A 13,757-nucleotide genomic window follows, 5' to 3' on the forward strand; every position below is an offset into this window, starting at 1 on the left:
TCAGGTTAGGCTTACCTAGCTTATTTCGCCATGTTCGGAAGGTTCTCATGAAAATCAATCGCCGGCTCGCCGGCTTCGCCGCACTACCCGCCGTCGCCACGCTCCTACTCGCCGGTTGCGGAAGTAGCGACGCAGCGCCCTCTACCGAGACCAGGTCTGCCGACCAGTCCTGGAGTTACACAACGGGATACGGAAACACGATCACCCTCGACCACGCCCCGGAGCGGATCGTCGTCGACGCGTACTCCGCTGCGGCTCTGTGGGACTACGGCATTCGGCCGGTCGGCATCTTCGGTTACGGCGTCGGCAATCCAGACGTCACCGATCGCGCTGACGAGTCGACGATGACCGTCGTCGGCCGTGAAGGTGAACTCAGCGCGGAAGCTCTTGCGGCGCTGGACCCAGACCTGGTCATCGGGTACGGCAACAGCGACGACCCGACACGATGGACTTGGTGGGACGAGCCGATGGGCAAGACCGTCAACAATGTTGCACCGTTTGTCGGCGTCAAGTTCTCCGGAGCCTCGACACCGGACGTGTTGAACGAGTACGCCTCACTCGCCGAAGCACTCGGCGGGAACACCGACACAGCCGCAGCACGCGAGGGCAAGGAAGCATTCGAATCCGGTGCAGAGCGCATCCGAACTGCTGCGGCCAAGGTCGACGACATCGAAGTCCTCGCCCTGAACGGTGACAGCTCCGAGTTGTACGCAGGCACAACGGCGCTCGCTCAGTTCGGGTACCTGAAGGAACTGGGCGTGAAGTTCACCGGTCCGGGAGGCGACAAGGGCTGGGCCGATCTCAGCTGGGAACAGGTACCGGACTATCCGGCGGACATCGTGTTCCAGTTCGCGAAGTCGGCAGAGGCATTCGCGGCATCACCCGTGTTCGTCAAGCTGCCCGCGGTGACCGCGAACCAGGTGATCGACTTCGACGACAAGCGTCCCAACACCTACGCCAATTACGGCGCCTGGTTCGAGCAGGTTGCACAACTACTCGACCAGGCCCGCAACGTCGCCTGAATTACTGCCCAGCAGTGATTCGTCCGGCCGCTTCCTCGAGAACGTCGAGGAAGATGGCCGCGGTGAGCGCAAATCCTTGGTTGTATCGCGCGTCGCTGGTCAACACGCTGCCCGCTTGAACTGCAGGCAACCGCTGCCACGTCGGCTGCGACTTGATCGCGTCGAGCGCTTCCTGATCGCGTGCTTGGGCGATGATCACATCCGCCGGAGCCAAGGTGTCGAGTTGCTCGAACGACAACTCGAACGAGTTCTCTGCATTGTCGTCGTCACGGAAAAGCACGTCCAGGCCGGCATCGAGTGCAACACTGATTCGCAGATTCCGTTGATGCACAAGGAAGCCCGTCGGCGTCTGAACGCCGAACACGATCTTCTTTCCGCCCAGCTTCTCCTGCAACATCGGTCGCAGTCTCGCGAGCTTGTCGTCGTACTCCGCAATGGAAGCCTCGGCGATCGTCACCCGGTCGAGCTGGCTCGCCTGCGCCATCAGAGCACCTCGCCAGTCGACCGGGTGCCCGGCAATCGGTTCGACGTCGTCGCCGACGACCAACAGCGGCGCGATGGAAGACAAGCGCTCGGTGCCGTACCAGTCACTGGTGTATCCGATCGCAGTGATGACGATCAGATCGGGCTCGAGAGCGAGCAGAGCCTCGAAGTTGGTGGAGAAGTCGCCGGCGACGTTGACGAAGCTCGCGTCCTCGATGGTGCGGCCGGGAAACTGGAATCCTGCCTTGGCGTCGGGGAACCAGAAGTTACCCGATCCGACGATCGGGTAGTCCATCATCATCGCGAATTCGAGGTCGACGCGGCCGTCGAGCACCACCACACGCCTCGGGTCGCGCGGAACGTCGCCGCTGAACTCGGCCCACGTGTACGGGAGAGTGTCACTGGCAGAGTCGGATTCGCCATCGGAGCTTCCGCAGGCGCTCAGCGCCAATGCTGCAGCCACACCAGCTGCGCCACCGAAGAATCGGCGTCGCGAAATGCGGTCGACGATCTGAGCCCACTCCGTGTCGGTAACCTGCGCATCCAGGACGAGTGTCATACCTTTGCTCCTTCGATGTTTCGCTGACGCTCGCGTCCCAGCGGAATGACCAGCGGTGTGTGGGAAACCGGATCGTCGATGATGCGGCACGCCATGCCGAACACCTCCTGCACCAGTTCTTCGGTGATGATCTCCGCGGGCGGGCCCTCGGCGACCACCGCGCCGTCCTTCATCGCGATGATGTGAGTTCCGTAGCGGCACGCGTGATTGAGATCGTGAAGCACCGCCACCAGCGTGTGTCCGTCGTTCTCGTTCAGATCGCGGCAGAGTTCCAGCAGTTCGATCTGGTGCGCGATGTCGAGGAACGTCGTCGGCTCGTCCAGTAGCACCAACGGAGTCTGCTGCGCGAGAACCATAGCTACCCAGACACGTTGGCGCTGACCACCGGACAGTTCGTCGACCGGCCTGGCCGACAGATCCGTGACCTTGGTTGCTTCCATCGCCTTGATGACGGCGGCCTCGTCCTCTCGGGACCACTGGCGGATCAGCTTCTGGTGCGGATAACGCCCTCGCGCAACCAGATCGGCGACTTTGATTCCGTCCGGCGCGATCGACGTCTGCGGCAGAAGCCCGAGTCGCCTCGCAACTTCCTTTGCCGGGTACGACGTGATCGCCTTACCGTCGAGAAGGACCTTGCCGGTGGTCGGCTTGAGCAACCGGGACAGCGCACGCAGAAGCGTCGACTTGCCGCAGGCATTGGGACCGACGATGACGGTGAAGCCACCGTCGGGGATTTCGACGTCGAGGTGTTCCGAGATGACGCGCTTGTCGTAACCGATCGTGACGTCCTCGGCGCGAAGCCGATTCGTCCTTTCGACCACGACGGCGGCCGTACTTGTCTCGTTCACGCTGTTCCTCGTTCCTTCACCGATCACTGCTTACGTGCCTCTCGCGCGAGAAGCCATACGAAATAGATGCCACCGATGGAGACGGTGACGACGCCGACCGGCAACTGTGTCGGCGCGAAAGCTCGCTGCGCCACCCAGTCGCTGACCATCAGCAACGCGCCACCCATTGCTGCCGACGGCAGCAGGGTCACTCCGGCACTACCGGTCAATCGCCTCACCAACTGCGGAGCCGCCAGCGAGACGAACCCGATGGGACCGGCCGCTGCTGTCACCATGGCCGTCAGGGCGACGCCGAGAACAACCAGGGATAGCCGCGTGGGTTCGGCCCGGACGCCGAGCGCCTTGGCGGCGTCGTCGCCCATCTCGAGCATCTGCATCCGCCTGCCCAACACCAGGATCAGCGGAACGAGGATCGCCAGCACGACGACCACCGGCCACACCTGAGTCCAGCCGAGGCCGTTCAACGAACCGGCACCCCACACTGCGGCAGCCATGGCGTCGTCAAGTTTCGCCTTGAGGATCATCCAGGTGTTGACCGAGCCCAACATCGCGCTGATGGCGATACCGACGATGATCAACCGGAATCCCTGCACACCTCGCTTGTACGCAAGGAGATAAACAACTGCTGCGGTGGCGATTCCGCCCACCAGAGCACCGACTGCGATCTCGTAGTAAGTACCACCGATGAGGAGGATGACCACCAGAGCGCCCGTGTACGCACCGGAGTTGAAGCCGATGATGTCCGGGCTACCCAACGGGTTCCTGGTCAGCGATTGGAAGATCGCACCGCTCATACCGAGCGCCGCACCGAGCATCAGCGCCAACAGAACTCGGGGCAGACGCCATTCCACGACGACCATGTGGATACGCGCGGGGGCTTCGCCGAACAGTGCACCGAGGACGTCCCCGATCGGCACTTGGTAGTCACCACTACCGAGCGCGATGACACCGATGGCCAATGCAAGCGCAACGAGGACGAGGCAGACTGTGACCGTGCGGACGTCGATCCGCGCGGACCAGCCTTCTTTGGGTGAGCGCACCACCGTGGTGGCGCGCCCGAAATCGATGCTCACAGACCGCTCACCTTGCTTCGACGCACCAGCATGATCAGCACCGGAGCGCCGATGAAGGCCGTGACGATACCGACCTGAAGTTCACCCGGGCGCAGCACGATTCGGCCGACGACGTCGGAGAAGAGAAGAAGAATCGGCGAGCACACCAACGTGTACGGGAGAATCCATCGCTGATCCGGTCCGACGAACCATCTCGCGACGTGCGGAACCATCAAACCGACGAATCCGATCGGCCCGGCCGCAGCTGTCGCCGCGCCGCACAGCAATGTCACCGCGATGACACCGAGGATGCGAGTACGAGTGATGTTGGCACCGAGCGAACGTGCCAGATCGTCACCCAGGGCCACCGCGTTGAGTTGGCGCGCCAACGCGAGCGCCAGGAAGAGCCCGATGAGAATGAATGGGGCAACGGCCAGAACGATTTCCAACGAACGCCCGCTGAGTGAGCCGGCATTCCACTGGCGCATCTGGTCGAAGGCGGTCGGGTTGAGCAAGGTGATCCCGGACGAGATGCCGCCGAGCACGGAGCCGATGGCAACACCGGCAAGCGTCAGCCGAATGGGCGTCGCACCACCTCGACCGATCGAGCCCAGCGTGTAGACGATCGCCGTGGCTATCACCGCTCCGAGGAACGCGAACCAGATGTACGACCAGATGCTGGTCAGGCCGAAGACCGCGACGGCAACGACCATCGCGAAGCCTGCTCCGGCATTGACACCGAGAATTCCGGGATCAGCCAAGGGATTTCGTGTCATCGCCTGGATGAGGCCACCGGCCACACCCAGTGCCATACCGACTATCAGACCGAGCAGAGTACGCGGTAGTCGCAGGTCACGGATGATCACGTGATCATTGGAATCGTCGTAGTTCACCAGCGCGTCGATCACGGTGCCGAACGGAATGGTCTTCGATCCCACCGCGATACTCAGAAGGAGCACGGCGGCGAGCACCACCAGGCACACCAGAAGACCCGCCATACGACGAGAGTTGGTCGATACCAGCCCGTCCGGTTGCTTCTGCTTCTCGTGCAGCGACTCGTCGATCAGTTCTTCGGTGTGTTTGTCGACTGCGCTCTTGTCCGCCGCACCGCTGTCGACAGCACTCTTGTCGAATCCAACGGTCACAAGCCGGCGCTCTCTAGAGTCTTCTCGACCTCGTCGCGGATCTCTTCCTCGTCGCGGTCCGATTCCCAGGCCGCATCGAGTGCCGCGCGGACACTTTCGTCGAGGGCCTCGTACTTCGCGTTCCACACCTCGGCTTTGTACGTCCAGTAGCCGATGACCTTGTACTGCTCACCCGGCAACTTCAGTTCGTGGCGAAGGTACTTGCGGATGTCACGGAGCATCGTGCTCTCGCCTGCAACCCACACGTATCCGAGTTCGGTGGGCAGGTTCATCGCGCGAACCGCGTCCGGCAACTTCGACGGTGCAACACCGTTGCCACTGCCGACCAGCCAGATGAACTCGACGTCGGCGTCCGAGGTGATCTGCTGCTTGTGAGACTCGTCCACCACCTCGACGATCGCCTTGGCCGACATCCCGGCGGGCAACTGTTCGATCAAGCGCCCAAGTGCGGGGAGTCCAGTCGCGTCGGCGACGAACACCTGCCAGCGTGCGTCGGCCGGGGGCTCGTAGAGGCCACGAGACTCGCCGATCGCCAACTTGTCACCGATCTCGGCCTTCTGTGCCCAGTCGCTGGCGATACCACCCTCGTGAACGACGAAGTCGATCGTCATGCAGCTGGTTTCGGAATCGAACCGTCGCACGGTGTACGGCTGGCACGGGGACGGTTCCTCTCCCTCCGGGTATCGCCAACCGCGCGGTGCATCCGGATCTTCCGCCGGTAGAACGAACTTGCCTGTAGCCGGGACCGGGAAGTGGAGGCGCAGGTATTCGTCACCGGTACCGGTGGTTTCGAAGGCGGTCAGCTCCTCCCCACCGAACACGATACGAACCATTCCCGGGGTCACGTACTCCTTGTGAAGTACCTCGCCGAACACAAGACTCACAACAATCTCCAACATCGATGGAACATGAACCGGACCCGAACACGAGGATCTATCCGACTTCCGGACATAGTTAACCCGCGCTAAGTAAGGTAGACCTTAATTTATTGCAGTGTCGTCGATGAGTCGATGCCTTCTCCGCTGCAACGGGGCCAACTACTATCGCAATTCGGCCAACGCAATACGTATGGCCTGTTCACGACAAGTATTGGCACCGGTGTGACTTCTGACTACCGCCCACGATCCCTAGCGTGGACCCAGTGCCTTCGACACCACTTCTTTCGGCCGAGACAAACGGTCCCCCAACCAGCCCGGCGATCACGCCGCGTCAGGTAATCACACGCGCGATCGCTTCCGAAGGTCGCGGAGCCAAGCTGGCGGCCGCGTCCGTCGGCTTCACCGGCCACCAGGTCGCGGAAGCGTTGGTGCCGGTGGTGATCGGTGCGGTCATCGACCGTGCTGTGGCGACCAGCGATGCCGCCGCACTCGGAAAGTGGATCCTCGTTCTCGGAATTCTCTTCACCGGCTTGTTGCTCAGTTGGCGCTTCGCGGCGCGCATCTCCGATTCCGTCACCGAGCACGGAGCACATCGCTTGCGGATGGACATCGCGCGCCGAGGCCTCGATCCGCACGGCATGTCGCCGCGGCGTATGCCGGGCGAGGTCTACTCGATTGCAACATCCGACGCGGGTTCGGTGGCCGGATTCACGCACACGCTGAGCACCAAACTTGCGGCCGCCTGCGGAGTGCTGACCGCCGCGATTTCGCTACTGGTGATCTCGGTGCCACTCGGCCTGCTCGTCATCCTCGGCACTCCCCCGGTGCTGGCTCTCATGCAGGTGGTCAGTCGGCCGCTCGAACGCCGAGCCGAAACCGATCAGTGGCAGGGCGCCAAGGCCGGCGCGCTAGCCGCGGATCTACTCTCCGGACTCCGAATCCTCTCCGGAATCGGCGCCGGAGATGCTGCAGCGCAGCGGTATCGGGGAGCCAGCCGGACTTCGTTGGGAGCAACCCTTCGCGCACAGAGATACCAAGCGATGTACTCCGCCGCCAACGTTGCGATCGCCGGCGCTTTCCTCGCCGTCATCGCGTACGTGGGCGGACGGATGGCAGCGTCCGGGAGCATCTCGGTCGGTGAATTCGTTGCCGTGGTTGGTCTGGCACAGTTCCTTCGGGGTCCGTTGATCGACATCATCTACTTCGGCGCCGGTCTGGCACGGGCGCGTGCTTCCGCCAACCGCGTCGCAGCACTTCTCGGGACCACCGAGGCTGTGACTCCCGCGGGTGAACCTGTGTCCCTGAATCACTCCGAGTTCCTGACGCTGCGCGACGTCGTGTTGGCCGGAGCGTCACCAGTCGATCTCGACGTCAAACGCGGCGAGATCATCGGCATCGTCACCGAGAATGCCGCCTGGGCGGATGCGTTGGTCGACGCACTGGCGCGTCGAATCGAGCCTTCGAGCGGAACAATTCATCTCGGCGACAACGCCATTCACGAGCTGCACATCGACGAACTTCGCACTCACGTTCTGGCAGCACCGCACGACGCGGCACTGTTCATCGGCACAGTCGGCGACAACATCGACGCCCTCGCACCGATCGGCAGCCGCAACGACGAGGCCATCGCCGCTGCTGCGGCAGATCAAGTGATCTCGGCACTGCCGCTCGGCCTCGCAACCCGAGTCACCGAGCAAGGGAATTCTTTGTCCGGCGGTCAGCGTCAGCGCATCGCGTTGGCGAGGGCACTGGCGAGCGAAGCTCCCGTCCTGGTGCTGCACGATCCCACCACTGCCGTCGACTCCGTCACCGAAGCGCGCATTGCTCGCGGGATCGCCGAGGTACGCGGGGCACACGCCACAATACTTCTGACCAGCAGCCCCGTGCTGCTCGATATCTGCGATCGGGTGATCGAGCTGTGAACGAACTACTCCCCACCGCAACACCGAAACAGGCGCGGCGCGCGGCACTTCGGTTGATGGGACCCCACCGAATTTCCGCGATCGCAGCAGTCGTCACCCTGACCGCCGCGACCGCGATCGGTCTGCTCACACCGCTGGTCCTCGGCGCCATGGTCGACGCCGTGACCGACGCAGACGGCGACGCTGTCTCTCGCATCGGCACACTGACTCTCGCGTTGGTCGGTATCGCGGTTGCCTCATCCTTTCTCGTCGGAGTGAGCAACTACCTGCTCGCCGGCGTCGGCGAGCGCGTTGTCGCCGACCTTCGCGAAGAAGTCGTCGTCCGGGTTCTCGACCTTCCGCAGAGCGACGTCGAACGCGCCGGGCGCGGAGATCTCGTCTCCCGCATCACCGGCGACGTGCGGTTGGTGACCCGGGCCGTATCCGAAGCACTTCCGGTTTTTGCCACCGCGGCACTGACCATCGTGTTGACGCTGATTGGCTTGGGTAGCCTCGATTGGAGATTCGCCGTCGCCGCGGTGATCGCGGCACCCATCCAGATCCAGGCGCTGCGCTGGTACCTCTCGAGGTCGGCACCGGTCTACCGCGAGGAGCGGGAGGCAGAAGGTGCACGTGCGCAACAGCTCCTGGACTCGCTGAGCAACTCCGACACCGTCGGATCGCTTCGCCTGGCCGAGTCGCATCTCGAACAGATCGAATCTCGATCGATGACGGCCGTCCGGCTGAGCTTGTTGACCACGCGTCTACGCACCAGGTTCTTCGGCCGGCTCAACATCGCGGAGTTCATCGGCCTGTCCGCTGTGCTGATCACCGGCTTCTGGCTGGTGAAAGACGGTCAGATCAGCATCGGTGCCGCCACCGCCGCAGCCCTGTTCTTCCACCGCCTCGTCGATCCGGTGGGCGCGGTTCTCAGCGTGTTCGACGAATTGCAGGAAGGCACAATCGCGATGGCTCGCCTGGTCGGAGTCACGCTTGCGCCCGTGCCATCTGCACCGACCGATCCGCAGGAACCTGTCGACAGCTCAGCTTCTTTGGAACGCGTCACATTCTCGTACCGAAGCGGCGACGCTCCTGTTCTGCGAGACATCGACATCACCATTCCGGCAGGAACCGTCACCGCACTGGTGGGCGCTACCGGAGCCGGAAAATCTACAGTCGCAAAGCTGATCGCGGGAACCTACGAACCGACCGAAGGCGTCGTGAAGATCGGGACGGTGCCCCGGAACGAACTGCCACCGTCGACATCTCGGAGCGCGGTGGCCCTCGTGACTCAGGAGGTCCACGTCTTCGCCGGCACGTTGGCCGAGGATCTGCGGCTGGCCGACCCGTCGGCAACCGACAACGACATCACCGCGGCGCTCGATACCGTCGGCGCGTCGGATTGGCTGCGGGCTCTCCCGGACGGACTCGAAACCGTGGTCGGAGACGGTGGACACCGGCTGACCGCAACACAGGCACAACAACTTGCGTTGGCAAGAATCGAATTACTGGATCCGCCGCTGCTGATTCTCGACGAGGCGACCGCCGAAGCGGGCAGCGCCGGAGCCAGGGTCCTCGACGATGCCGCTCTCGCTCTGACCCGGGGTCGCACTGCTGTCACAGTGGCACACCGACTCTCACAGGCCGTCGACGCCGATCAGATCCTGGTGATGGACGACGGCCGCGTCGTCGAGCACGGCTCTCACGACGAGTTGGTCAACCTCGGGGGTCGGTACGCAGAGCTGTGGGAAGCGTGGTCCGCGCCGCGGAGTTGACCGCGACGGTTGCACCGAGCACTTCCGCCCGGTGCAACCCAACTCAAGCGTGCAGAAGGTACGGCACCGATTCGGGCGCCACACTCCCCTTGTTCATCATGCTGCCGGGTGTGCGGCCGGTGACCCGGCGGAACACTGCGACAAAAGCACTCGGAGTTTCGTATCCGACCCGCCTACTGACAACCGAAACCGGCACTCCAGCAGCTAAATACGTCAATGCTGCGCGGACACGTACCTGAATTCGCCACTGCGCAAAAGTCATTCCAGTGCCCTGCGCGAACACACGCGTCAGCGTACGGACGCTACCGCCAGCCGTCAGCGCCCATTCGGACAGCGACCGCTGGTCTGCCGGATTGGCGACCAACGCTTCGGCGACGAACAACGCTCGCGGATCGGTCGGCATCGGAACCTCCACCGCAGCAACTTCGAGCGGCTGCAACATGTCGAAGGCCACCCGCTCGGCGCGACTGCGCGCCTCGTCGGGCATGTTCCGCCGATGCATGTGCAGGAGTACCTCACGCAGGAGAGCGCTGACACCGAACAAGCCCGGAACACCCGACGGCGCCTCGTGAGCCTCGGGCCGGAAGTAGGTGCAGAAGAACTCCGTACCCGGACCGGCCTTCACGGCATGCAACGCCCCGGCAGGCAGCCACAGTCCGGCCGAAGGCGGCACCTCCCAAGTGATGCCGTCAGCGACAACCGTGAGCATTCCACCGGAGTTTCCCCAGATCAGCTCATGTTCAGGATGACGATGCGGGGCCCACTGCCGCTGATGAGAGAGCTTCAGAGTCACCGTTGTCATCGAGTAGGGGTGATCGATGGAACGCGGCCCCACGGGCACCGAAACTCTCTCTGCCACAGCTGTCATGAAGACGAGTATAGGACTTTCGTTAGGCATACCTAAATAGGAACCCGAAAATCGTTGACTGTGACCCCAGAGTTACACATACCAGGGTCCCCGATATCGTGACTTCAACTCCCGGCTACGGGTCGGCAACGAGAGGTACATGATGGTTGACGCATCACGAATCCCGGTCATCGTCGGCGTCGGCGATCTGCGCTGGAATCCTGCCGACGGGCACCGCGAACCCCTCGATCTGATTCACGACGCCACCGTCGCCGCGTTGAACGACAGTGGACACGCTGAACTGGGAACACAGATCGATTCCGTGTTCGCGATCAAGACAGTCAGCTGGTCGTACGACGATCTCCCCGGGCTGCTTGCCTCACGATTAGGCGCGACCCCCACGGTCACCTCTACCTCGCCGATCGGTGGCCACTGGCCCGCGGCGCTCCTCGATCGGATCGGCGCGGCCATCGCTCGCGGTGAATCCTCGGCTGCTCTGCTCGTGGGCGGCGAATCGCACGCCAGCAGCACCGCGCTGCGAAAGTCCGGAGTCGCCCCCGACTCGATCGGGTGGACAGCCGCGCCCGGTGGGCCTCCCGGATTCGATCCGACCGACCTGGGAAGCCCCGAAATGCAGCGCGCCGGTTTCATCGTGCCGACTCGTGTCTACCCGCTCTTCGAGAACTGTTTCAGTGCTGCCGAGGGCCACGACGCCCGTGAATCGCTCGACTGGTCCGCGCGGATGTACGCCGCGTTCTCGGAACTGGCTTCGAAGAATCCCGCCTCCTGGACGTCGGAGATCCGATCGGCAGACGAGATCGGCACCGTCGGCCCCGGCAATCGGATGGTCTCCGAGCCGTACCCGCTGATGCTCAACGCCATGCCTTTCGTCAATCAGGCTGCGGCCGTTGTCGTCTGCTCGTTGTCGACGGCCCGCGAGTTCGGGATCGATGAAAACAAGCTGGTGTACCTCTGGGGCGGCGCAGGTGCGAGTGATCCGTTGGACATACTCAGCCGCAACAGCTTCGACAGCTCGGCCGCGATGCATGACGCCGTACATCGCACACTCGACGGTGCCGGAGTCGGCGCCGACGCACTCGACATCGTCGATGCCTACAGCTGCTTCCCGATCGTGCCCAAGCTGTTGATCCGCGAACTCGGACTTCCCGATACCGCGATCCCAAGCGTCACCGGAGGACACTCGTTCTTCGGCGGACCGCTCAACAGCTACACCCTGCATTCCGTCGCTGAAGTCACCAGGCGAATTCGCGACGGCGCGAACCTTGCCCTCGTCCACGGCAACGGTGGATTCCTCACCTACCAGCACTGCGTACTGCTGTCGTCCGCCGCTCATGCTGGCGGGTACGTCGGTGATCCCGACGCACGCGCGCTAACTGCGGAGGTTCCGGAACTGATCACTGATTACACGGGCACGGCGGAAATAGTTACGGCCTCTGTCGAATACGGCCGCACCGGGGAGCCTGAGATCGGGTTCGTGATCGCGGCAACGCCGGACGGCGGCCGCGTCGCCGGTCACACCGGTCCCGAGAATGCCGCCGAACTGACCCAGCTTCGCGGTGACAACCCTCCGTCGATCGGGCGAACTGTTCACATCAGCGACGAGAACGGGCGACTCACGCTCACGTTCTGACAGTAGCGTTCTGACAGTAGACAGCCGTCAGCACCGGGGCATGGTGATGCCCCGGTGCTCACGTCTTCAGTTGTCGCGGTTCACGCCGCTGTCGGTGGGCTGTTCCCGCCGATCGGCTGCTGATACGGATCAACAGACATCGGCGGATAGAACACCGATTTGCGATCCGGCCCGATCTCCACCCGCCATTCGGTGTGGTGCATCGTCCGATGATGATGACCGCACAACAAGATCAGATTGTCGAGATCCGTTGGGCCACCATCGTTCCAGTGAACAATATGATGGGCATCGCACCACCCCGATGGTGTCCCGCACCCCGGAAACGCACACCCGCCATCACGAACCGCCAACGCCCGCCGCTGGGGTACCGTCGCGGTCCTTGCTTCTTTGCCGCAGTCGAGCGGAACACCGTTCTCGTCCAACAAAATCCGGGTGACCGTGCAGTCGCACGCCAGCATCCGGGCAGTATCGATACTGATCGGACCTACCCTATCCGTCCACGCGAAACCCAGTTCCTGAGTCGACGGCAGTAGATCCTTCAATGCTTTGAGGTCGGTCATGTCTTTTGCACTGGCGGTGACTGTGATGTGCGGTTTCACTCCGCCTTCGATCGGACCCAGCCCCGCCCGCTCGTACCGCCGCAACAATTCGCAGAACCCATCCGCCCGTCGTAATGCCGGCGTGCGGGCGTCCTTCACGCCGTCTTTCTCCGGCGTCGGCGCCGACAGGCTCGACAACAACGTGATCAGACGTGCCCCGTTCACAGCATCCAGATCACCCTTCACGGTCACCCGCCCGTACAAGCCTTTCGAGGCGTAGAACTCGTTACGCTCCGAATCCTCACCCACCGGGACGCCGTCCTCACGCCTGCCGTACTGCTTCTCGATCCGCCGGATCGCTGCCCGCACCGCATCACAATCGGCGATGTTCTTCGACGCCAACCCCAACAGAATCCCGCGGGCCTTGTCCACATCCGCCGGCGTCATGTTCTTCGGCGGATGCTGACAAAACGACGCCACCTGCCGCGCCTTCAACGCATCCACGTCACCGCGATGGAATGCATCCGCGACAACAGGTTCGAGCATCAACAACCGCGCCAACCCGACCAGCAGGCTGCACTCACCGATCTCCAGATTCGTCGAACCATGCAACCACTGCGCGATCGCCCGAAAACCCTTCCCGCCGAGAACCTCACGGGAAAACATCTCCACGATCAGCAACACCATCCGCGACTGCAATTCGTGTCGGGCGCGCACCAGATCCAGAACCTCACTCTTGAGGTCCTCGCCATCCAGCTGCCACGCTTCCCGACTGTCCATGCTCAAAGTTTAATCGAACATACTTTCGATAACCAGAGACAAACCGGACAACTTCGGGAACCTGAAGACTCGAGACCTGTTGAAGTACATCACCATTCAGCTAGCCGTCAAAGACGACGCGATAGAGTACGTATCCCGCGAAACACACAATCGCAACAACGCACAGCACAAGCAGGATGTCGAAAAAGATGACCACGCTTCACCCCAATCAGTTCGACCCACCGGCCACTTCTCCGTGCGGAGAAATTCTCCAAGCGGAGAAGAGGATATCACGGTA

11 protein-coding genes are annotated in these 13,757 nt (G+C 62.8%); 4 read left to right on the forward strand and 7 right to left on the reverse strand.

Annotation, left to right across the window (positions count from 1 at the left end):
* Positions 1-47 precede the first annotated feature (47 nt).
* Entirely contained in the window at positions 48-1,022 is a 975-nt protein-coding gene (locus RhoBH5_RS06920) for an ABC transporter substrate-binding protein (RefSeq protein ID WP_042448946.1), read from the forward strand.
* 1 nt (position 1,023) lies between these two features.
* On the opposite strand, the gene RhoBH5_RS06925 is transcribed toward RhoBH5_RS06920, so the two are convergent.
* Genes RhoBH5_RS06925 through RhoBH5_RS06945 form a run of 5 tightly spaced genes read right to left on the reverse strand, consistent with a single transcriptional unit; the run spans position 1,024 to position 5,993 of the window.
* A complete protein-coding gene (locus tag RhoBH5_RS06925; protein WP_270008092.1) occupies positions 1,024-2,064 on the reverse strand; it encodes an ABC transporter substrate-binding protein in 1,041 nt (346 codons plus the stop codon).
* A complete protein-coding gene (locus tag RhoBH5_RS06930) occupies positions 2,061-2,912 on the reverse strand; it encodes an ABC transporter ATP-binding protein (RefSeq protein ID WP_050794099.1) in 852 nt (283 codons plus the stop codon). Before RhoBH5_RS06930 ends, RhoBH5_RS06925 begins: the two co-directional genes overlap by 4 nt.
* Before the next feature lie 23 nt (positions 2,913-2,935).
* Positions 2,936-3,985: an iron-enterobactin ABC transporter permease gene (gene fepG, locus RhoBH5_RS06935; protein ID WP_003946259.1), complete on the reverse strand. Its 1,050-nt coding sequence runs from the start codon at positions 3,983-3,985 to the stop codon at positions 2,936-2,938.
* Positions 3,982-5,109 (reverse strand): Fe(3+)-siderophore ABC transporter permease, encoded by a 1,128-nt coding sequence (locus RhoBH5_RS06940; RefSeq protein ID WP_003946222.1) that lies wholly within the window; start codon positions 5,107-5,109, stop codon positions 3,982-3,984. Before RhoBH5_RS06940 ends, fepG begins: the two co-directional genes overlap by 4 nt.
* Positions 5,106-5,993 carry a siderophore-interacting protein gene (locus tag RhoBH5_RS06945; RefSeq protein WP_228232781.1) on the reverse strand — a complete coding sequence of 296 codons (888 nt, stop codon included), beginning with the start codon at positions 5,991-5,993 and terminating at the stop codon, positions 5,106-5,108. The genes RhoBH5_RS06940 and RhoBH5_RS06945 overlap by 4 nt, the downstream gene beginning before the upstream one ends.
* 257 nt (positions 5,994-6,250) lie before the next feature.
* On the opposite strand from RhoBH5_RS06945, the gene RhoBH5_RS06950 reads away from it, so the two are divergent.
* Both RhoBH5_RS06950 and RhoBH5_RS06955 read left to right on the forward strand, forming a co-directional pair.
* Positions 6,251-7,909 (forward strand): ABC transporter ATP-binding protein, encoded by a 1,659-nt coding sequence (locus RhoBH5_RS06950; protein ID WP_228232783.1) that lies wholly within the window; start codon positions 6,251-6,253, stop codon positions 7,907-7,909.
* Positions 7,906-9,663 carry an ABC transporter ATP-binding protein gene (locus tag RhoBH5_RS06955; RefSeq protein WP_270008093.1) on the forward strand — a complete coding sequence of 586 codons (1,758 nt, stop codon included), beginning with the start codon at positions 7,906-7,908 and terminating at the stop codon, positions 9,661-9,663. Before RhoBH5_RS06950 ends, RhoBH5_RS06955 begins: the two co-directional genes overlap by 4 nt.
* A gap of 43 nt (positions 9,664-9,706) precedes the next feature.
* Here RhoBH5_RS06955 and RhoBH5_RS06960 read toward each other — a convergent pair whose 3' ends face one another.
* Positions 9,707-10,531 carry a helix-turn-helix domain-containing protein gene (locus tag RhoBH5_RS06960; protein ID WP_007729004.1) on the reverse strand — a complete coding sequence of 275 codons (825 nt, stop codon included), beginning with the start codon at positions 10,529-10,531 and terminating at the stop codon, positions 9,707-9,709.
* A gap of 139 nt (positions 10,532-10,670) precedes the next feature.
* On the opposite strand from RhoBH5_RS06960, the gene RhoBH5_RS06965 reads away from it, so the two are divergent.
* The gene (locus tag RhoBH5_RS06965; protein WP_058037027.1) at positions 10,671-12,161 is read left to right on the forward strand and encodes an acetyl-CoA acetyltransferase; all 1,491 of its coding nucleotides are present in this window, start codon (positions 10,671-10,673) and stop codon (positions 12,159-12,161) included.
* 80 nt (positions 12,162-12,241) lie between these two features.
* Here the strand turns inward: RhoBH5_RS06965 and RhoBH5_RS06970 are convergent, their stop codons facing one another.
* Complete coding sequence (locus RhoBH5_RS06970; protein WP_270008094.1) at positions 12,242-13,480, reverse strand: HNH endonuclease signature motif containing protein; 1,239 nt, start codon at positions 13,478-13,480, stop codon at positions 12,242-12,244.
* Positions 13,481-13,757: the final 277 nt, after the last annotated feature.

It is taken from the genome of Rhodococcus sp. BH5 (assembly GCF_027583855.1).
Classification (GTDB): domain Bacteria; phylum Actinomycetota; class Actinomycetes; order Mycobacteriales; family Mycobacteriaceae; genus Rhodococcus_F; species Rhodococcus_F qingshengii.